Raw genomic sequence first — 20,201 nt, 5'->3', positions numbered from 1 at the left:
TCCGGAAAGTTAAAGGAGGACGGTCATGACTTCGGAATTTATTATCGGTCTGGCCGGGAAAGCGGTATACACGTCATTGCTGGCCAGCGCACCTATGCTTATACTAGCTCTGGTTATAGGACTTGCAATCAGTATTTTTCAAGCGACAACTCAAATTCAGGAACAAACATTAGCTTTTGTACCCAAGATTGTTGCCGTACTTCTGGCAGTACTTTTGTTTGGACCTTGGATCTTAAATATCTTGGTGGATTTTACGTTTAACATTCTCGATAATCTATACAGATACATAGGGTAGGCTTTAGCAGATGGAGACATTGTTGCAAAGTTTCCCTGTCGCTCTGCTTATGTTTTGTCGAATCACATCATTTTTTGTAACTGCGCCTGTTTTTTCGGCTCGAAATGTGCCGGCTTCAGTTAAAATTGGTATCTCTGCATTTGTCACATTGTCTGTCTATCTGATTTACGGAATAGACCAGACCGTACCCACAGACCTGAGTTATGTCTTATTGATCATCAGAGAGATTCTAATTGGCCTGCTTTTAGGTTTTGTGGCTTATCTGTTGATGACGGCAGTTCAGACTGCGGGGACCTTTATTGATCTACAGATCGGTTTTGGTATGGCCAATGTATACGATCCAATGACAGGTGCTTCAGCTCCACTTACGGGTAACTTGAAGTATGCATTTGCTATGCTTCTGTTTCTGACGATGAATGGACACCATTATTTGCTGGATGCGATAGTTTACAGTTACCGGTGGGTACCATTATCTAATGTGTTTTTCCTACGGTTGGCAGATGGAAGTATTGCTGAATTTTTGATTCAGACCTTAGGTCAATCATTTATGTTGGCTTTTCAGATGTCGGCTCCGATTGTAGTTGCGTTGTTTTTGACGGATGTTGGATTGGGTTTTTTGGCCAAAACTGCTCCTCAATTTAATGTATTTGCAGTTGGGTTGCCGCTTAAGTTACTCGTTGGTCTTGCTATTTTGCTTTTGCTGGTTCCCAGTTTCTCCTTTGTATTTAGTCAATTGTTCGAAGCGATATTCAGATCGATGGAAAAATTGCTTGGAACCATTGGACAAAGGCCCGGCTGAGTGAAACGGAGGAAAAGACACGGATGAAACTTCAACTCGACCTCCAGTTGTTTTCAGGGGAGAAGACGGAGAAAGCTACCCCGAAAAAGAGACAGGATACACGAAAAAAAGGACAGGTTGTAAAAAGCGCTGAACTATCTGGCGCATCTATTCTCCTAATCGCGTTTTTGATCATGATGGTATTCAGTAATTTCTATAAAGAACGTATAGTTCGTCTGTTCACAGATATTTTCATCAATCGATTGAGTATGGATATCACCGGAGAGAATGTGATGGCGCTTATGATGCGCTATGGCATTGAAGTTTTGTTATTGATCGCTCCCGTTTTGCTGGGTGCGTTACTGGTTGCTTTGATCGTTAACTACATGCAAGTTGGTTTTCTTCTTGTAGGGGAAGGTTTGAAGCCAAAACTTGAGAAACTGGACCCGATTAAAGGTTTCAAAAATATATTCTCTCTCCGCTCACTAGTGGAATTTGCTAAATCCATTTTAAAAATGTCGATTATCGGTTATCTCGTTTACAGTACAATTAAGGGCTACCAGTCAGATATTGCTTCACTTTCTCATTTTTCATTGGATGCTATTTTACATTTCGCTGCGTCGATCACTTTAAGTCTTGGTATCAAGATTGCAGTGGCATTAATGATACTTGCGATATTTGATTACATGTATCAGAAGTATGACCATGAGAAGAAGATTCGTATGTCCAAGCAAGACATCAAAGACGAGTACAAGAAAATGGAAGGTGATCCGCTGATCAAAGGTAAAATCCGGGAACGCCAGCGTCGTATGGCTATGCAGCGTATGATGCAGGAAGTGCCGAATGCGGATGTAATCATTACGAATCCGACTCACTTTGCGGTTGCGTTAAAGTATGAAGGTTCCGAGATGGAGGCACCTCAGATTATTGCCAAAGGTCAAGATTATGTCGCCTTGCGTATTAAGGAAATTGCCAAAGAAAACGGTGTTATTACGATGGAAAACAAGCCGCTGGCACGGGCATTGTTCCAGAGAGCCGAGATTGGTGACGCTATACCGGCTGATTTGTTTCAAGCGGTAGCTGAAGTGCTGGCTTATGTATATAAACTAAAGGGCAGAACGAAATAAAAGGGGATCGGAGGCCGTACATTCATTGAAGATTAAAGATATAGCTGTCCTTGCGGGTATCATTGGCATTGTGTTGATGATGATTCTTCCGATCCCGACCTGGCTGTTGGACTTGTTGCTGGTCGTCAATATTTCAATTGCTCTGATGATACTCCTTGTTGCAATGAATAGCAAAGAAGCGTTGCAGTTTTCTATTTTTCCAGCTTTGCTGTTGATCACCACACTATTCCGACTGGCACTGAACATTTCGACAACCAAGCTAATCCTTGGTGATGGGGATGCCGGAGCTGTAGTTGCTACCTTTGGTAGCTGGATTGCTGGAGGGCAAATTGCGATTGGATTTATCGTGTTTTTGATCCTCGTTGTCGTTCAGTTTATCGTTATTACAAAGGGGTCCGAACGCGTAGCTGAAGTTGCTGCCCGATTCACCCTCGATGCGATGCCTGGTAAACAAATGAGTATTGATGCGGATCTGAATGCGGGTCTGATCAACGAGCAACAAGCTCGTGAGCGTCGTTCCAAAATTGAACGTGAAGCCGATTTCTATGGAGCGATGGATGGAGCAAGTAAATTCGTAAAAGGTGACGCAATTGCAAGTATTATCATCCTCCTGATCAATCTCATTGGTGGATTTATAATCGGTATGACTGTTCATGGGATGGCTTTCGCAGATGCAATGTCAACGTACTCTGTATTGACTATCGGAGATGGATTGGTAAGCCAAATCCCTGCTCTCCTTATTTCCACAGCAGCAGGACTTATCGTCACCAGAGCGTCATCAGAAGGAAACTTGGCAGATGATATTACGGGGCAACTGTTTACATATCCAATACTTATTTATATCGTAGCTTTCGTTATTGCCATGCTCGGTTTCTTCACACCAATTCATGTTATTACTACACTTCCGTTGGCAGGTGTGTTGGCATATGCAGCGTGGCGTATGCAGAATAATCTGAATTTGAAACAAGTAGCGGAAGAACAGTTGGAAGAAGAACAGCAGATTGAAGAGGTTAGAAGTCCTGAAAGTGTAATTAACCTGCTTCAGGTGGACCCTATTGAGTTTGAATTTGGTTATGGTTTAATCCCGCTTGCTGATAATCAGCAGGGTGGGGACTTATTGGATCGAATCATTATGATTCGGAGGCAGTGTGCTCTGGAACTGGGGTTGGTCGTTCCGGTCATACGGATTCGAGATAATATCCAGCTCAGACCCAATGAGTATGTTATCAAAATCAAGGGTAATGTGGTAGGCGGCGGAGAACTGTTGTTGAATCATTACCTTGCCATGAGTCCTGGCTATGATGAGGAGTCTGTGACAGGTATTGAAACGACGGAGCCTGCTTTTGGACTTCCAGCACTATGGATTGATGAAGTAACCAAAGACAGAGCAGAACTTGCAGGATATACGGTAGTTGATCCGCCTTCCGTTGTGGCTACACATCTGACGGAGCTGATTAAGAAACATGCGCATGAGTTACTTGGAAGACAAGAGACAAAAGCACTTGTGGATAATCTCAGAGAGAACTATTCTGCCCTTGTGGATGAACTGATCCCTTCTCTACTTTCCATTGGTGATGTACAGAAAGTGCTTGCCAAGTTATTGCGTGAGAAAATATCTATTCGTGATATGGTTACCATCTTCGAGACACTGGCTGACTATGGTACGTATACGAAGGATCCTGATGTGCTGACTGAATACGTCAGACAATCCCTCTCACGTCAGATTACTCAGCAGTTCTCACAGAAAGGTGAGACACTTCGAGTGATCACGGTTGGACCTGGTCTTGAGAAGAAAATTGCTGAAAGTGTGCAACAATCGGATCAAGGCAGTTATCTTGCGTTAGACCCTGTATCTACACAAAGTGTATATCAGAAGCTCAGTGAACAAGTGAACCGTTTGATTCAATCAGGTCAACAACCTGTTGTATTAACTTCTCCAACCATTCGGATGTATCTGCGTCAGGTTATTGAACGTACTATGCAGGACATTCCTGTGCTTTCCTATAGCGAGTTGGAGCCGAATGTTGAAATTCAAAGTATCGGGGTGGTGAACTTATGAGAGTAAAACAATACGTTGTTGAGACCATGCCCGAAGCTATGCTTCAAATTCGCAAAGACCTGGGAAGTGATGCCGTTATTCTGTCCACCAAAGAGATTAAGGTGGGCGGTGTGATGGGAATGTTTCGCAAAAAACGGATCGAAGTTGTAGCTGCAGTGGATAAGGAAGAAAACAAGCAAACAACAAAGCCAGTACAAAATCAATTCACACCTGTACCTCGTGCATTTGTACCTGAAGCTTACCGGCAAACAGCTCGTTCGTTTGTTGCGGCTTCTGATGAGTCGGCGACAACGAATACAGCTGATCAAAGTGTACAGGACCAATCTGCGGCTGCGCCGTCTGTGTTTGAATCGCGTTATATCGGTTCAGACATAGACAGCGGCTCAGGTTCTTCGAGCACGGATCATAAACCGCGACCGCAAGGGGCGGATTTTTCGGGTTCAACAACTGGTCCGGAGCCAACAGGTTCAGACCTGCAGCAGGATAAGTTGATGACTGAATTGCAGGATCTTAAACAGATGGTGACCAGGCTTACAAAGCAAGGTATTTCTGCGGACCCTGTGCCAGAGGAACTGCATATGATCCGAGAACGTTTGACAGAACAAGATGTCTGGCCGGAAGTATGGGAATCCTGGTTTGATTCAATTCAAGCAAAATGGTCTGAGGGTGGATTGAAAGAACAGGATGTAGAACAAGTAGTGAAGCTTGAGGTCATGCACTTTTTGGAGCATCGTATTGAAGAAGGCATTCTTCCTACCACGCGAATCGTCTATGTAGCTGGACCAACTGGTGTAGGGAAAACCACGACAATTGCAAAATTGGCTGCTGAACAAATGTTCAAAAAACAGCGTAAAGTTGGATTCATTACATCAGACACGTATCGGATTTCGGCAGTAGAACAGCTTAGAACGTATGCATCTATACTGAATGTTCCACTTGAGGTGGTGCAATCGCCCGGTGATACACAACGTGCCATTTCTCGATTAGAGAATTGTGATTTGATCTTTATGGATACAGCGGGTAGAAACTACAGAAATGAATTACTTGTTTCGGAACTGCAAAGTTTGCTTGCTCCTGTAGAGAATAGCGAAACCTTTCTGGTCATGAGTATGACTTCCAAAAGTGCTGATATGGTGCAGATCACGGAACATTTCAGTAAATATGGACTGGATAAGGTGATTTTCACCAAAATGGATGAGACGGGGAGCTGCGGTCCGCTATTTAACTTGTTACACCGTTTTCCACTCAAGCTCGCATATGTGGCAAATGGACAAAATGTTCCGGACGATTTGTTGAAACCAGATGCAGATTCGTTGTCTAAACAGTTGCTGGGAGAATGGTCACAATGAAGGATCAGGCAGCTGCACTTCGAAGTATGGTCTCCGCGCCTTTGGAATTGGAAGGCATTGAGCGAGATATTCGATCCTCGAAAATCATTACTGTGGCCAGTGGTAAGGGAGGTGTTGGTAAATCCAATTTCACACTGAACTTTGCCTTGGCATTGCAGGCTTTGGGGCAAAAGGTACTTGTATTTGATGCCGATATTGGAATGGCTAATATTGATGTTCTTATGGGTACGTCTTCTTCCTATAATCTTTACCACCTGTTGTACCGACAAAAATCCATAAGGGAAATCATACAACTGGGTGCCAGTGGCTTGCCTTACATTGCTGGAGGATCGGGCATGAAAGAGTTGTTCTCATTGTCTGATCGTGATCTGGAGTTCTTCGCCAGTCAAGTCGAGGATATTGCCCAGGAAATGGATTATGTCATCTTTGACACTGGGGCAGGACTCTCCAGAGAGAATATGAAGTTTATCGGTGCTGCTGATGAATGCCTGATTATAACTACACCTGAACCGACTTCAATAACCGATGCTTATGCTTTAGTCAAAGTTATGCACGGCCAGGAAAATGCTACGCCCTTTCGGATGATCGTTAACCGGGTGGAAGACGAACGAGAAGCGGAACGGGTGGCAGAAAAAATAGCTGGAGTGGCGAGGCGGTTTTTGCAGACGGATATTCCGCTGCTTGGGTATATTTCAGAAGACGCCCAGGTAGTCAAGGCGGTTAAAAGGCAAATGCCCTATAGTCTGGCTTATCCCAATGCCAAAGCCTCCAAAGATATAGAGAAACTTGCTCTTCGTTATCTGGCTGTACCTGCAACTCCGGGATCCGGAACCTTGACAGGAATCAGGGGATTTATGAATAAGTGGCTTAAACGGACAACATGATTTCTGAATAAAGGAAACAGGGGTGACACAACATGGCGGCGTATCAAGTATTGGTTGTCGATGATTCCGCTTTTATGCGTAAGATTGTTACGGATTTGATCCAAGCGGATCCGGAATTCAAGGTAACGGCAACGGCATCAAACGGTAGAGAAGCGATTCAAAAATCACTAGAATTGAAACCCGATATTATTACAATGGACGTTGAGATGCCCGAAATGAATGGGTTGGATGCATTAAAATCAATTATGAAGGAATCCTTCGTTCCTGTGATTATGCTCTCTGGTATCAATGAACAAGGCATGAAAGAAACCATTATGGCGCTTGAAGCCGGGGCATTTGACTTCATTCGCAAACCATCTATTTCACATGACCAGGATATTGCTCAAGTTGGTAAAGCCTTGGTTGAGCGCATGCGTGCTGCGATGAATGAGATCAAAAGAAAAGCTGATCGTGAGTTATCCATGAAAAATAGAGACATGTTGCGAGGAGCAGTTGCTCCCCCAACTCAGCCAGTACAGAAAGAACTGCCGGCCAGGGATCGAGCGGAGCCTGTGAAAAAAACGATCGAACCTGTCGAGACGAGTCAACGCTCTCTTCGAGAACGGACTGAAGCCTTTCAGGCCAAATCAAAGAAACCAATTGAACCATTGTCACCTTCAAAACCAGGTCGCGTAGAGAATAAACCGGAGCCATTGCCAAAGGCTGAACGCAATTTGGGGACGAAGGCAGAAAAAGCAGTGAGGTCAGCTAATCCAGTACAGACTCCAAAGGAAGTTCGACTACCTAATGCAGCTAGAGTGGCAGCTGATCAAATAGCGGCAACCTCTGCCTCTGCAAAAGCCAAGGATGTAATCAAGCCCAATCCTGTCACCAAAGGTGGAGGGGGGCTGGAGGGACCATTCAACAAACTTGTGGCAATAGGTTGTTCTACGGGTGGACCGAGGGCTCTCAAGACATTGCTTGAGCAGTTGCCTGCTGATTTGCCTGCACCGGTCATTATTGTGCAGCATATGCCGCCCAATTTCACACGTTCTCTGGCTCAACGATTGAATACATTCAGTCCACTGCATGTGGTTGAAGCTGAAGAGGGCATGGTTCTGAAAAAAGGAACCGCCTATATAGCACCCGGCGGATTCCATGTGAAAGTTAACAAAACAGCAGACGGGAAGTTTATCGTGAAGCTGACTGAAGATCAACCAGTGAATGGACATAGACCTTCAGTGGATACGATGTTTGAGTCACTTCTGCCGTTTACATCTTTACAAAGGCATCTTGTTTTGCTGACGGGAATGGGAAGTGATGGAGCACGTATGATGAAGAGATTATACGAAGCTGGAGTTACATCAACCTTTGCCGAGAATGAAGAAACATGTGTTGTATATGGTATGCCGCGTTCTGCTGTAGAGCTGCAATGCGTTCGTCATCTTCTGCCATTGCAGGAGATTGCATCTAAACTTGTTCAAGCAGTGAAATAACGGAGTGTAACTCACGGAGGAGGTGCCTCACAATGGACATGAACCAATATTTATCCATGTTTATTGATGAGTCTAATGATCATCTGCAATCGCTTAACGAAAACATGCTTCAACTTGAAGGCAATCCGGAAGACCTGGGCATAGTTCAGGTTATATTCCGCTCTGCTCATACCTTGAAGGGTATGGCAGCAACTATGGGCTTTGAAGATTTGGCATCACTGACACATAAAATGGAAAATGTGTTGGATCTGGTTCGTAATGAGAAGTTGAAAATGCAGGATTACATTTTTGATACCATGTTCAAGAGTCTGGACGCTTTGGAAACCATGGTTCAGGATATTACCGAAGGTGGACAAGGTAAAGCAGATGTGTCGTCAATCGTAGCTTCACTTCAGGCCATTGAAAATGGTGAAATGACAAACGGAAATGGACCTGCTACAGAAACAAACAAGCCGGCTAACGCTTCAATCTCTTCGGCTGTGGAGCTGGATGAATTCCAATATTCAGTGCTGGATCAGTCGATCGCCGAAGGTCATCGTGTGTTCTACGTGGATGTGCTTGTTAGCGAGCATAGCCAGTTAAAAGGTGTACGGGCTTATATGGTCTTTGATATGCTGGAACGTTCAGGTGAAGTCGTTAAGGCTTACCCATCCGTTCAGGATATTGAGCAGGAGAAGTTTGAGCGCAGTTTCTCGTTGTATTACATAACAACTAAAGAGGCGCACGAACTGGAAGAAGGCATCAAGAGTATCTCTGAAATTGAAAGTGCGAAGCTCATTCAACTGGATCAGGAGACTCTTCAGCAGATGGCCAATCAGGTAGCAGCTACAGTTGAAGCGCCACCCGCACCAACAGCTGTAGCTGAGGTTGCTTCGCCGGATAAGAATTCTGTACCCAAAGAAGAAACCACAACGGCACCAGCTAAAACAGCTGCACCGAAGCAAGCTGCTGCACCTTCACGTACCATTCGTGTGGATATTGAACGTCTCGACGTATTGATGAACCTGTTCAGTGAATTGTTGATCGACCGTTCACGTCTGGAGCAATTGGCCAGTGAAACAGGCAACAATGATTTATCCGATACAGTAGCTCATTTAAGTCGAGTTAGCACAGATTTGCAAAATATTGTACTGAAATTGCGGATGGTTCCGGTAGATACCGTATTTAATCGATTCCCGCGCATGATCCGTGATCTGGCTAAGACACTTGATAAAAAAATCGATTTGGTGATTACAGGTGCTGAGACGGAACTGGATCGTACGGTAATTGATGAGATTGGTGATCCGCTTGTGCATTTACTGCGTAACGCGGTTGACCATGGTGTGGAATCCATTTCAGAGCGTGTAGCCGCAGGTAAACCAGAGATGGGTACAGTAAACCTGCGTGCCTTCCACAGTGGAAATCACGTATTTATCGAGATTGAAGATGATGGTAAAGGTATCTATCGCGACAAGCTTTTGAAAACCGCGATCAAACGTGGTGTTGTAACCGAAGAACAAGGTGCCAAGATGAGTGACGATGAAGTGAATCAACTGTTGTTCGCACCTGGTTTTAGTACTGCTGATATTATCTCGGATATCTCTGGCCGGGGCGTTGGCTTGGATGTAGTAAAATCGAAGATCACTTCGCTTGGCGGTAATGTAACCATTCATTCAACTCCAGGCAAAGGCACGAACTTCTCTGTTCAGCTTCCGTTGACTCTATCCATTATTGCTGCAATGCTTGTACGACTTGGTTCAGAGAAATACGCTGTTCCGTTGTCCTCCATTGTAGAGACGGCCATTGTACAACGTGAGCAAGTGCGTAATATTCACGGCAATAAAATGATCACGTTCCGTGAGTCACTGATTCCGTACTTGTCTTTGAGCGAAGTTTTCTCCGTACCGGATTTCAATGACGCTGATGAGCAGGAAACAGAAATTGTCGTGATTCGCAAAGGCGACCGTCTTGCAGCCGTAGCTGTTGAAGAATTTATTGGACAAAGTGAGATTGTTCTCAAATCAATGGGAACCTATCTTCCTGCTATTGAAGGAATCTCTGGAGCAACCATTCTCGGAGATGGACAAGTAGCCCTGATTCTTGATCCTAATGCATTTATTAAATAAGCATAGAGCTAAGTCTTACATTTAATAGGGAGGTTTTTTACATGGAAGAAGAGTTGAAAGTCATCGTCTTTAAATTGGGTACCGAAGAGTATGGTATTGAGGTAGATAAGGTTCAGACGATTGAGCGTATGATGCCAATTACCCGTGTTCCCAAGACACTTTCCTTTGTAAAAGGAGTTATTAATCTACGCGGTGTTGTAATTCCGGTTATTGATCTACGCGGTCGTTTCTCCCTTCCGGAAACGGAATACACGGATCAGACTCGTATTGTTATCGTAGGTGTAGACGACATGCAAGTTGGCTTTATCGTAGATTCTGCCAATGATGTTATTGATATCAAGAGCAGTGCGATCGATAGCCCGCCAGAAGTGGTCGGCGGCGTCAAAGCGAGATACCTGCGGGGTGTTGCTAAATTGGAGGATTCACGCTTGTTGATTATGCTCAACCTAAACGAAGTATTAAATAAAAGCGAGATTGTACAGCTGGAAAGTGTTGAGGGCTAGTACCGTGGAGATGTTCAACCGATTTGAGGTATTCCAGATGGATGTGCTCAAAGAGGTCGGTAACATTGGAGCAGGCAACGCCGCAACGGCGTTGTCTCAACTCCTCAACAGACCGATTGACATGGGTGTACCTACAGTACAAATGCTCCCTTTTGAAGAAGTTGCCGAAAAAGTGGGCGGAGATGAACGCATCGTGGTTACCGTGTTTCTTCGTGTAGAAGGCGAAGCACCGGGAAATCTTTTCTTTATGATGACACCAGAGGCTGCTAAAATGTTGTTGAATAGACTTGCCGGGTTTGATCTGAAAGAAGGACTCGCTTTTACAGATATGGAACAATCAGCGCTTTCCGAGATTGGAAATATTTTGGCTGGATCCTATCTTTCTTCTTTGGCAGATTTCACGAAGTTGTCTATGTATCCAACTGTCCCTGGACTTGCCATCGACATGGCAGGTGCCATTCTAAGTTATGGCTTGCTGCAATTTGGCGAGATGGGTGACGCTGCATTGTTGATTGACACATCTTTCTTTGAAGGTGAAGATCAAGTTGAGGGTCAGTTTTTCCTCATTCCGGATCCACCATCCTTTGCAAAGATATTTGAATCGCTAGGGGTGCCACTGAGCCATGATTGAGGACAAAAGCGTCGTTAAAGTCGGTATGGCGGATTTAAACATCGCTCATCTTCCTGGTGTAATCCGTACGACTGGCTTGGGCTCGTGTGTGGGATTAACAATGTATGACCCACATTTGAAGCTGGCTGGAATGGCGCATGTCATGCTTCCTACTTCAGAGATCGCCCGTGAAGGGAAACTGAACACTGCGAAATATGCGGATACGGCGTTGCCTGAGCTTTTGGAAAAGATGATAAAACTAGGCGCTTCTCACTCACGTATTGTGTCTAAAATGGCCGGAGGCTCTCAGATGTTTGCCTTTGCTGGCGCTGGAGATACAATGCGCATTGGACCAAGGAATGCAGATTCTTGTCGAGAGTGGCTTCAAAAACTCAATATCCCTCTTCTAGCAGAAGATACGGGTGGGAATTATGGACGAACGATTGAGATGGACTGTGAAACTGGACTTTTGACTATTCGAAGTGTACAAATGGGTGTAAAGGAACTATAAGACTATGATAGGAAACTACCGCTTTAATCTTGGAGCAGGCATCGTTGGGTTTATTCTTACTTTTTTTGTAGCATACAGCAGCAATGTGCTGATGACCAGTTTAATTCGCGGATTGATCGGATTCGTAGCCTGGTTTGTCCTTGCATATGGTTTACGCTGGGGATTGGGATTGCTGCTGAACCCTCAGATCGAGGGAAATGGGTATGGTTATGATTCACCAAGTGCTCAAGATCAAAGAGGTTCACAGGTGGACATTAAAATCGAAGACGATGGACAAGAGCTGAATGATTTGCTCAAGAGTGGACAGAACGCTTCATCTGGGGACGATCTTCCGCCATCTGAGACGAAAGCTCCAACGGGATTCGCCCCTTTGGATCCGCCTAAACTTGTCCGGACCAAGGATCCGGAGGAATTGGCGCAGGCCGTTCGTCACCTGACAGACAAATAAGGAGGGTGAAAGCAATTGAACGAGCGTAAAGCTTCACATTTGAACCATTCTGATCTGTGGGAAAAGTGGAAAGAACATGGAGATCTTGAAGCTAAGAAAACTTTGATTGAAAAGTATCTTCATATTGTAAATTATGTATCCGGTCGACTGGCTGTTGGTTTGCCCAAAAATGTTCCCAAGGATGACTTGGAGAGCAATGGTGTTATGGGGTTAATTGATGCATTGGAGAAGTTCGACTATGAACGTGGTCTGCAATTTGAAACTTATGCATCATGGAGGGTCCGCGGAGCCATTCTTGACGGTCTGCGTCAAGGTGATTGGGTTCCGCGTTCTGTGCGTGAGAAGGCCAAGCGAATTGAAGACGCCTACCAACAGCTGGAACAAAGTTATCTCAGGTCCGTTAGTGATGAAGAAATGAGCGAGTACTTGGACGTATCCACTAAAGATTTTCAACATATGCTTCAGGAAGTGGCAGTCATGTCACTTTGCTCGCTGGAGGACCCAATTCGTGAGGAAGAGTCTGAGACTCGTCTGTCTTTGATGGTGGATGAGAAAGCCAAAAATCCGGATTATAAAGTGAATGAGTTTTATTTGAAGGAAGCTTTGGTGCAAGGGCTTGACAAGTTGACGGTAAAAGAGAGAACGGTTGTTTCACTCTTGTATTACGAAGATCTTTCTCTTAGTGAAATTGCTGAGGTTATGTCTCTTTCTCCGTCTCGTATATCCCAGTTACATTCCAAAGCAATATTACGATTACGCGGCACGTTGGACAAACAGAAAGATTTGTTGATGCGTAAAGATTAATAGAGAGAAGTAATATCATTGGAGTTTGGGGAGTGGAAAGTCTAAAAGGGGGAAGAATTGCAGTGACACAGCGGACTGCTTTGGAACAATGTTTAAACATTGTTTTATCGGACGACAAATGCACAGCCTACCTTGAATTTTCCAAAGAGGAAGAAGGCTTTGCCTGCACGATCGATGAACTTGAACAATTTGTGGCGGACAAGGGCATCAAACAAGGTGTATCGCGAGAGGCATTATTACTTTTTGTGAGCAACCCTGAAACCTATTTGAAAGATAAATACAAGATTGCAGAAGGTGTCGCTCCCATTCAAGGAACAGATGGCTTCATCAAGGTTCTGGTTGGAATGGACGATACGAATGAACGACGACCACTGGAATCGGAAGATGGAACTGTCGATTACAAAGAAGTGACCCGGTTAAACAATGTCCGTAGTGGTCAGATCATTGCAGAGCGGATCGCTCCTAGCGATGGCATACCAGGCAGGGCAGTAACGGGTGAGGAAATTCCTTATCGTCCGGGAAAAGAAGCTCGGTTTAAAGTTGGGAAAAACGTTGTGATTAACCCGGATGGTTCTGCGATGTATGCTGCACTGGATGGGCTGGTTACCAAAACGGACGGTAACAAACTGAATGTGTTTCCGGTTTATGAAGTCAATGGTGACGTTGACTACAATAACGGTAATATCGACTTTGTAGGCACAGTTGTCATACGAGGCAATGTACTCACCGGATTTAAAGTAAAAGCAGCAGGTGACATTCGTGTCGTCGGAGGTGTCGAAGGAGCTGAACTGGAAGCAGGCGGCTCAATCGAAATTACCGGTGGTATTATTGGTTATAACAAAGGACTGGTACAAGCAGGCCATAATGTTAAATGTACTTTCATTCAAGAAGGCAACGTGGATGCCGGTGAAGATGTTCTGGTTTCCCAAAGTATTATGCATTCCAATATTCGTGCTGGCCACGGTGTCATCTGTGCGGGAACCAAGGGTCTTATTGTTGGTGGCTCGATCCAGGCTGGTCAGAACGTCTCAGCGCGTGTTGTGGGCAACAGCATGTCCACGGTCACTTCCATTGAAGTTGGTGTGCTACCAAAGCTGCGTAACGAACTCAATGATTTGCGCAAGGAAGTCAGAGAGCAGATGGATTCCTTGGACAAAACGAAGAAAGCTTTGACATTGCTGGATCAATTAGCTGCCGCTGGACAACTAACTCCAGATAAGATGTCGATGCGAATCAAGCTGAATGCTACGCAGAAATCTGCTCTTCGTATAAGTGAAGAAACGAAAATGCGTATCTTTGAAATTGAAAAGGCACTTGAAGATACAAGTAAGGCTCGTGTTGATATTCTGAAGATGATTTATGGAGGCTCTAAAATAGTTATCGGCAGATACACGAAATTTATTAAAGATCCAGTGAGTCGAATTTCATTTTATTATCACGATGGTGATATTACGATGGTTCCATACGTTTAAGTACAGCATTCAGGCACAGGAAGAAATCCATTCGAAACCGTGAGGTGAGCGTATGAGTTTCAAAGCAGTGGAGTTGCAGATTGCGGTACCACGAACAAGTGAAGCGGGACGTTATCAAAGTGAAGCCCAGCAGCGACCGATTACGGATCAGAATCTTTTGGCAGAGCAAACGTCGAAAGAAGCAAATGAAGCAAGGCAACGAAGTGAAGCAATGGACGAAACTTCACAGACTTCGGTGCGTGATGGTCATAACCATGATGGGGATCAGCAGAGTGGTTCCGATGGACAGGAGAATGCTCAGGCTCAAGAACCTGTCAAACCTGCAGAGCACCCGTACAAGGGAAAACACATAGATCTGTCTTTATAATAAATGGTTGTTATGGACATGCAGTCTTGCGCACCGATGGTTGAATCAGAAGGAGAGAACCCAATTTGTCACCATGGATCATTATTGTCATATTAGGGGCCTGCGCCATCGCCTACGCTTGTATTATGCCTCGGAAAAACAAGGCGCAAGAGCCTGGGCATCAACTGGTGCAGGAGATGGAATCTACGCTTGAACACTACATGACCGAGATCGAAAATGATAATGATGCTCTTATTCAACGTGTGGCTGAAATGAAGGGAGAAGCGACAGCAGCCGATCAACGTATGCAATTGCAACTTCAGGAATTACAGCAGCGGTTGGATCAGCTGGAACAGAGCAAAAAGAATGAAGCTGTCGCATCACCTGTTCCACACTCCGGTAATGTATCTGTACAATCTTCCGAAGGTTTGCAAGCACAAGCGCTCGTGAAAAGTGTCCAAGCAGAGGCGGCCCAGCAGGCGTTAGAAGCAGACCAACAGACCAGTGAAGTCGAATCTTTGCCACAACGTGAGTCGATTAAAGATCGATATGCAGAACTCTTTAATCTACATGCTGAAGGTAAGTCGATGGATGCCATATCCAAGCAGACAGGCATTCAGCGTGGTGAGGTACAGTTAATACTGCAACTGGCAGAACGGGAGGAAAGCTAAGTCATGGACAAGCGATCCTTATGGATTGGTCTGGGGAGCGGCATGATTATTGGTGCGGTTTTGCTTCAACTGGCCACAGTTGGGCAAAATGCATTGTCGGATAGTAATCTGGACCCCGAGCAGATCGCCAATATAACCAAAGAACAACTTGAAACAGCCGCAAAAAGCCTGGATATGAAGGTGGTCGGTTCTGAAGAGGAATTGTACACAGAAGCTGAGTGGGTTGAGAAGAAAAAGCAGGAAAGCAGTGAGTTGCAAGGGGAAACAGCAACACCACCTGAGACAGTAACCTCTACGGAGACACCTGCAGAGCCTGAGAAGCCACAAGAGCCTGCTGCAAGTGAAGGTGAAGGGCAAAAAGAGATAACTGAGCCGAAGACAACAGAACCTGTAACGCCGAGCAATCCGAAAGGCGCAACAGTATCATTCAAAGTACGTTCAGGCAATAGTCTGGCGATCGTTGCAGCAAACCTGAAAACCGCGGGAATCGTAGATGATGCTCAAGCATTCATAAAAGCTGGCAAGGCTGAGCGAATCAATACCAAAATCCAGGTGGGTACCTATGCGCTTGAAAAAGGCGAAAGTTTCAAATCCATTATCGCAAAAATTACGAAAGAACCGTCAAACTGAGCATGCTCGGACAGGACGGTTTTTGCGTATTAAACGGTACATTTTCAAAGCTTGATAATAATTAGCGCCTGAGTTACATATCAAGTTTAAAATGATTCGATACTAGCAAAAAACGAAAAGTAGATTTTAACTTTAAAGACTGTTGCATCGGACAGTCAGTTATGCTATATTAGATAACGGTGTTAAAACACACGCATGTGCTAATTTTGTTGAGGGTGCTTTCCTTATGGAGAGTCTTGGCGAAAAATGATGCCGGCGGAGGACACAATAAAAACCATATTAGGAGGTGTGTGAAGATGGCAGTAATCTCCATGAAGCAGCTTCTCGAAGCTGGGGTACACTTCGGTCACCAAACTCGTCGTTGGAACCCAAAAATGGATCGTTATATCTTCACTGAAAGAAACGGAATTTATATCATCGACTTGCAAAAGACGGTGAAAAAAGTCGAAGAGGCTTACAACTTCGTTAAAGGAATCGCAGGAGAGAATGGTAAAATTCTTTTCGTGGGTACTAAGAAACAAGCTCAAGATTCCGTTAAAGAAGAAGCTGAACGTGCTGGTCAATTTTACATTAACCAACGCTGGCTTGGCGGTACCCTGACTAACTTCCAAACTATTCAAAAACGTATTGATCGTTTGAAACAGTTGGAAGCTTGGGAAGAAGACGGTACATTCGCTGTATTGCCTAAAAAAGAAGTTATCTTGCTTCGCAAAGAAAAAGATCGTCTGGAGAAATTCTTGGGCGGTATTAAAAATATGAAAGGCCTGCCAAGCGCCCTGTTCATCATCGATCCACGCAAAGAGCGTATCGCTGTTGCGGAAGCTCGCAAATTGGGTATCCCAATTGTTGGTATCGTTGATACTAACTGCGATCCGGATGAGATCGATTATGTTATCCCAGGTAATGACGACGCGATTCGCGCTGTTAAATTGCTGACAGGTAAAATGGCTGATGCTGTAATCGAAGCTAACCAAGGCGAAGAAACTTCCGCTTAATAGATTCGAACATATGTTATAAACTAAATGAAAAGGGTGGTTGGCAGGTGGATAACCTCTCACTGCCCTTTTTTTAGAGTGTACGTACAATACTTAATGTTGGAGGGAATTTATAATGGCAGTTAATGCGAGTGCAGTAAAAGAACTTCGCGAAAGAACGGGCGCTGGTATGCTCGATTGCAAAAAAGCACTGGAAGAAGCAAACGGTGATGTAACAAAAGCAGCTGAATTGTTGCGTGAGAAAGGTCTTTCTGCAGCAGCAAGCAAAGCAGGCCGTGCAGCAACTGAAGGCGTTGTTGAATCTTACATCCACGCTGGTGGACGTATTGGTGTCTTGGTTGAAGTTAACTGTGAAACAGACTTCGTTGGTAAAACGGATCAATTTAAGGATTTCGTTAAAGATGTAGCTATGCAAATCGCTGCAGCTAATCCTAAATTCGTTACACGCGAAGAAGTTCCTGCAGATGAGCTGGAAAAAGAAAAAGAAATCCTGAAAGCTCAAGCTCTTAACGAAGGCAAACCAGAGAAAATCATTGAAAAAATGGTTGAAGGCCGTATCGGTAAATACTACGAAGAGTACTGCCTGCTGGAACAAACTTTCGTTAAAGATCCAGACAAAACGATCTCTCAATTGCTGAACGAAAAAATCAGCCAAATTGGTGAAAACATCTCCATCCGTCGTTTCGTTCGTTACGAACTGGGTGAAGGTCTTGAGAAAAAAGTAGACAACTTCGTAGAAGAAGTAATGTCCCAAGTAAACAAATAAGACGGTTTCTATAAACCGGCGAGCAAAATTGATTTTCGAAGATATAAGAATGATGAAACTTCGAAGCGTAAACTCCCTTATATCTCAGGAAAACAGTGCCTTACCGGTTAAACGTTTTTCCTAAAAGAGCGGAACACAACTGTGTTCCTTTCTTTTTAAGCAGGAGGCCATGCGCGAGAAGTTTTGTTGGTTGAACACCAAGCGTGTTCGATTCAAAGTGGAGGGTGAATAATTGGAACAGCCAGTATTTAAACGTGTTGTCTTAAAGGTCAGCGGAGAGTCTCTTTCCGGTCAAAACGGCTACGGTATTGATGCAGATACGATCTCGTCGATTGCCCAACAGGTAAAAGAGGTTGTTGCACTTGGTGTACAGGTTGCTATTGTATGTGGCGGCGGAAACATCTGGCGTGGAATTGCCGGTAGTGAAAACGGCATCGATCGTGCAACTGCCGATTATATGGGTATGCTGGCGACAGTAATGAACTCGCTGGCACTGCAGGATGCTTTGGAACAGATTGAAGTGCCTACGCGTGTACAGACATCTATTGCAATGCAACAGATTGCAGAGCCTTATATTCGTCGTAGAGCTATTCGCCATCTGGAGAAAGGCCGGGTCGTTATTTTTGCAGCAGGTACAGGTAACCCGTTCTTTTCCACGGATACAACAGCAGCACTGCGCGCAGCGGAGATTGAAGCAGAAGTTATCTTGATGGCCAAAAATAAAGTTGATGGTGTATACTCAGCAGATCCGTTTAAGGACAGTACAGCTGTGAAATTTGATCAGTTGACTTACATGGATATTCTTAACAAAGACCTTGGTGTAATGGATTCGACGGCATCCTCGCTTTGTAAGGACAACAACATCCCGTTGATCGTATTTGCCATTACGGAACAAGGTAACATCAAACGTGTTGTTCTTGGCGAACGTATCGGAACAATCGTTAAAGGGAGTGTAGATTAATGCCACAAGCGGTTAAACAACATGCCGAAGAGCGTATGGAAAAAGCAATTCAAGCATTGCGTCGTGACCTGGCTACTTTGCGTGCAGGCCGCGCAACTCCAGCTCTTCTGGACCGAATTCAGGTAGAGTATTATGGAGCAATGACGCCATTGAATCAACTCGCTAATATCAGCACTCCGGATTCCCGTACACTGATGATTCAGCCTTGGGACAAATCCTCCATGGGTGACATTGAGCGTGCCATCATGAAATCGGATCTGGGTCTTACTCCAGCCAATGATGGTAGCATGATCCGTTTGTCTATTCCGGCATTGACGGAAGAACGTAGAGCGGAACTTGTTAAGCTGACGAAGAAGTTCGGTGAAGAAGGTAAAGTAGCGATTCGTAACATTCGTCGTGACGCGAATGATGACATCAAGAAAATGGAGAAGTCAGATATTTCCGAGGATGAATCCCGGAGACATCAGGACGATATCCAAAAATCGACCGACAAGTTTATTGCTGAAGTCGATAAGGTACTCGCTGCCAAAGAAAAAGAAATCATGGAAGTGTAAGACAAGCGCAGCCCCTCCAATACGGTGGGGTTTTGTCTCTTTTTCCAAGCTTCAGATAAAGAAACTTCAGGGATTTTGGAGGAACAGGAATGATCAAACGGGTTCGGTCGTGGTGGAATGGGGCTGACAAGCAGGAAACGCTGACTATATCCGAGGACAATATCCCGCAGCACGTCGCCATCATCATGGACGGCAATGGACGATGGGCCAAACGTTTGGGACTCCCGCGTATAGCCGGGCACCAAAATGGCATGAAGGCGGTCAAACGTGCGACCATCGCGGCGGATGAACTGGGCATCAAATATCTGACGATGTACGCTTTTTCGACAGAAAACTGGACGCGTCCAAAAGAAGAAGTGGATTTTCTGATGCGACTTCCGCAAGAATTTCTAGCCATAGAGCTGGATGAACTTATAGAAAAAAATGTGCGCATTCGCATGATGGGTCAAGAGGAACATTTACCTTCTCATACCATTAATGCCTTGCGGGAAGCCATTCGTCTTACGGAACATAATACAGGTCTCGTTTTGAACTTTGCAATGAACTATGGAAGTCGTCGTGAAATGACGGACTGTGTTAAACAGATCGCTCTGCAGGTGAAATCGGGGGAACTATCGGCAGAGGACATAACACCTGAACTCATTGATAGACATATGCTGACGGTTGACATGCCCGATCCGGATCTGCTGATCCGGACGAGTGGAGAGTTGAGATTAAGCAACTTTATGCTTTGGCAGCTTGCATATAGTGAATTATGGTTTACGGATATATACTGGCCCGAATTTGGCAAAAAGCATTTGCTTGAAGCAGTAGCCGAATATCAGCGCAGAACAAGGCGTTACGGCGGTTTGAAATAGA

Annotated in this window: 22 protein-coding genes; all 22 read left to right on the top strand. The window is 44.7% G+C overall.

Annotated elements, in window-relative coordinates; translation table 11 throughout:
* Positions 1-25 precede the first annotated feature (25 nt).
* The 22 genes from fliQ to QF041_RS09120 all read left to right on the top strand — a co-directional run bounded on the left by fliQ (position 26) and on the right by QF041_RS09120 (position 20,200).
* Positions 26-295, top strand: coding sequence for a flagellar biosynthesis protein FliQ (gene fliQ / locus QF041_RS09225; RefSeq protein WP_307413686.1), 270 nt, complete (start codon positions 26-28; stop codon positions 293-295).
* 10 nt (positions 296-305) lie between these two features.
* Positions 306-1,094 carry a flagellar biosynthetic protein FliR gene (gene fliR, locus QF041_RS09220; protein ID WP_036609353.1) on the top strand — a complete coding sequence of 263 codons (789 nt, stop codon included), beginning with the start codon at positions 306-308 and terminating at the stop codon, positions 1,092-1,094.
* 23 nt (positions 1,095-1,117) lie between these two features.
* Complete coding sequence (gene flhB / locus QF041_RS09215) at positions 1,118-2,200, top strand: flagellar biosynthesis protein FlhB (protein ID WP_179088479.1); 1,083 nt, start codon at positions 1,118-1,120, stop codon at positions 2,198-2,200.
* Between the two features lie 25 nt (positions 2,201-2,225).
* A complete protein-coding gene (gene flhA / locus QF041_RS09210) occupies positions 2,226-4,259 on the top strand; it encodes a flagellar biosynthesis protein FlhA (protein ID WP_017689169.1) in 2,034 nt (677 codons plus the stop codon).
* Positions 4,256-5,608 (top strand): flagellar biosynthesis GTPase FlhF, encoded by a 1,353-nt coding sequence (gene flhF / locus QF041_RS09205; protein ID WP_307413684.1) that lies wholly within the window; start codon positions 4,256-4,258, stop codon positions 5,606-5,608. The genes flhA and flhF overlap by 4 nt, the downstream gene beginning before the upstream one ends.
* Entirely contained in the window at positions 5,605-6,492 is an 888-nt protein-coding gene (locus tag QF041_RS09200) for a MinD/ParA family protein (protein WP_017689167.1), read from the top strand. Before flhF ends, QF041_RS09200 begins: the two co-directional genes overlap by 4 nt.
* 32 nt (positions 6,493-6,524) lie before the next feature.
* On the top strand, positions 6,525-7,967 hold the full coding sequence (locus tag QF041_RS09195; protein WP_307413682.1) for a protein-glutamate methylesterase/protein-glutamine glutaminase: 1,443 nt from the start codon (positions 6,525-6,527) through the stop codon (positions 7,965-7,967).
* Positions 7,968-7,999: 32 nt separating this feature from the next.
* The gene (locus QF041_RS09190; RefSeq protein WP_307413681.1) at positions 8,000-10,072 is read left to right on the top strand and encodes a chemotaxis protein CheA; all 2,073 of its coding nucleotides are present in this window, start codon (positions 8,000-8,002) and stop codon (positions 10,070-10,072) included.
* A gap of 41 nt (positions 10,073-10,113) precedes the next feature.
* The gene (locus QF041_RS09185; RefSeq protein WP_091031877.1) at positions 10,114-10,575 is read left to right on the top strand and encodes a chemotaxis protein CheW; all 462 of its coding nucleotides are present in this window, start codon (positions 10,114-10,116) and stop codon (positions 10,573-10,575) included.
* A 10-nt stretch (positions 10,576-10,585) separates the two neighbouring features.
* Complete coding sequence (locus tag QF041_RS09180) at positions 10,586-11,206, top strand: chemotaxis protein CheC (protein WP_091034987.1); 621 nt, start codon at positions 10,586-10,588, stop codon at positions 11,204-11,206.
* A complete protein-coding gene (locus QF041_RS09175; protein WP_017689162.1) occupies positions 11,199-11,696 on the top strand; it encodes a chemotaxis protein CheD in 498 nt (165 codons plus the stop codon). The genes QF041_RS09180 and QF041_RS09175 overlap by 8 nt, the downstream gene beginning before the upstream one ends.
* Before the next feature lie 4 nt (positions 11,697-11,700).
* Positions 11,701-12,144 carry a hypothetical protein gene (locus QF041_RS09170; protein WP_307413679.1) on the top strand — a complete coding sequence of 148 codons (444 nt, stop codon included), beginning with the start codon at positions 11,701-11,703 and terminating at the stop codon, positions 12,142-12,144.
* Between the two features lie 15 nt (positions 12,145-12,159).
* On the top strand, positions 12,160-12,948 hold the full coding sequence (locus QF041_RS09165; RefSeq protein ID WP_017689160.1) for a FliA/WhiG family RNA polymerase sigma factor: 789 nt from the start codon (positions 12,160-12,162) through the stop codon (positions 12,946-12,948).
* Positions 12,949-13,010: 62 nt separating this feature from the next.
* Complete coding sequence (locus tag QF041_RS09160; protein ID WP_133384327.1) at positions 13,011-14,420, top strand: flagellar assembly protein A; 1,410 nt, start codon at positions 13,011-13,013, stop codon at positions 14,418-14,420.
* Between the two features lie 52 nt (positions 14,421-14,472).
* A complete protein-coding gene (locus QF041_RS09155; protein ID WP_307413677.1) occupies positions 14,473-14,787 on the top strand; it encodes a hypothetical protein in 315 nt (104 codons plus the stop codon).
* A gap of 65 nt (positions 14,788-14,852) precedes the next feature.
* Complete coding sequence (locus QF041_RS09150; protein ID WP_307413676.1) at positions 14,853-15,437, top strand: hypothetical protein; 585 nt, start codon at positions 14,853-14,855, stop codon at positions 15,435-15,437.
* Positions 15,438-15,440: 3 nt separating this feature from the next.
* Positions 15,441-16,067, top strand: coding sequence for a hypothetical protein (locus QF041_RS09145; RefSeq protein ID WP_307413674.1), 627 nt, complete (start codon positions 15,441-15,443; stop codon positions 16,065-16,067).
* A 296-nt stretch (positions 16,068-16,363) separates the two neighbouring features.
* Positions 16,364-17,062, top strand: a complete 699-nt coding sequence (rpsB, locus tag QF041_RS09140; RefSeq protein ID WP_017689155.1) for a 30S ribosomal protein S2 — start codon at positions 16,364-16,366, stop codon at positions 17,060-17,062.
* 115 nt (positions 17,063-17,177) lie between these two features.
* Positions 17,178-17,828: a translation elongation factor Ts gene (tsf, locus tag QF041_RS09135; RefSeq protein WP_036609326.1), complete on the top strand. Its 651-nt coding sequence runs from the start codon at positions 17,178-17,180 to the stop codon at positions 17,826-17,828.
* 232 nt (positions 17,829-18,060) lie between these two features.
* Positions 18,061-18,789 carry a UMP kinase gene (gene pyrH / locus QF041_RS09130; RefSeq protein ID WP_017689153.1) on the top strand — a complete coding sequence of 243 codons (729 nt, stop codon included), beginning with the start codon at positions 18,061-18,063 and terminating at the stop codon, positions 18,787-18,789.
* Positions 18,789-19,343 (top strand): ribosome recycling factor, encoded by a 555-nt coding sequence (gene frr / locus QF041_RS09125; protein WP_017689152.1) that lies wholly within the window; start codon positions 18,789-18,791, stop codon positions 19,341-19,343. Before pyrH ends, frr begins: the two co-directional genes overlap by 1 nt.
* Positions 19,344-19,432: 89 nt before the next feature.
* Positions 19,433-20,200 carry an undecaprenyl pyrophosphate synthase gene (locus tag QF041_RS09120; RefSeq protein WP_017689151.1) on the top strand — a complete coding sequence of 256 codons (768 nt, stop codon included), beginning with the start codon at positions 19,433-19,435 and terminating at the stop codon, positions 20,198-20,200.
* The last annotated feature ends 1 nt before the right edge of the window (position 20,201 follow it).

This window comes from Paenibacillus sp. W2I17 (assembly GCF_030815985.1).
GTDB lineage: Bacteria > Bacillota > Bacilli > Paenibacillales > Paenibacillaceae > Paenibacillus.
Note: the sequence above shows the minus strand (reverse complement) of the source record. Positions and strands in the feature narration are given on the sequence as shown.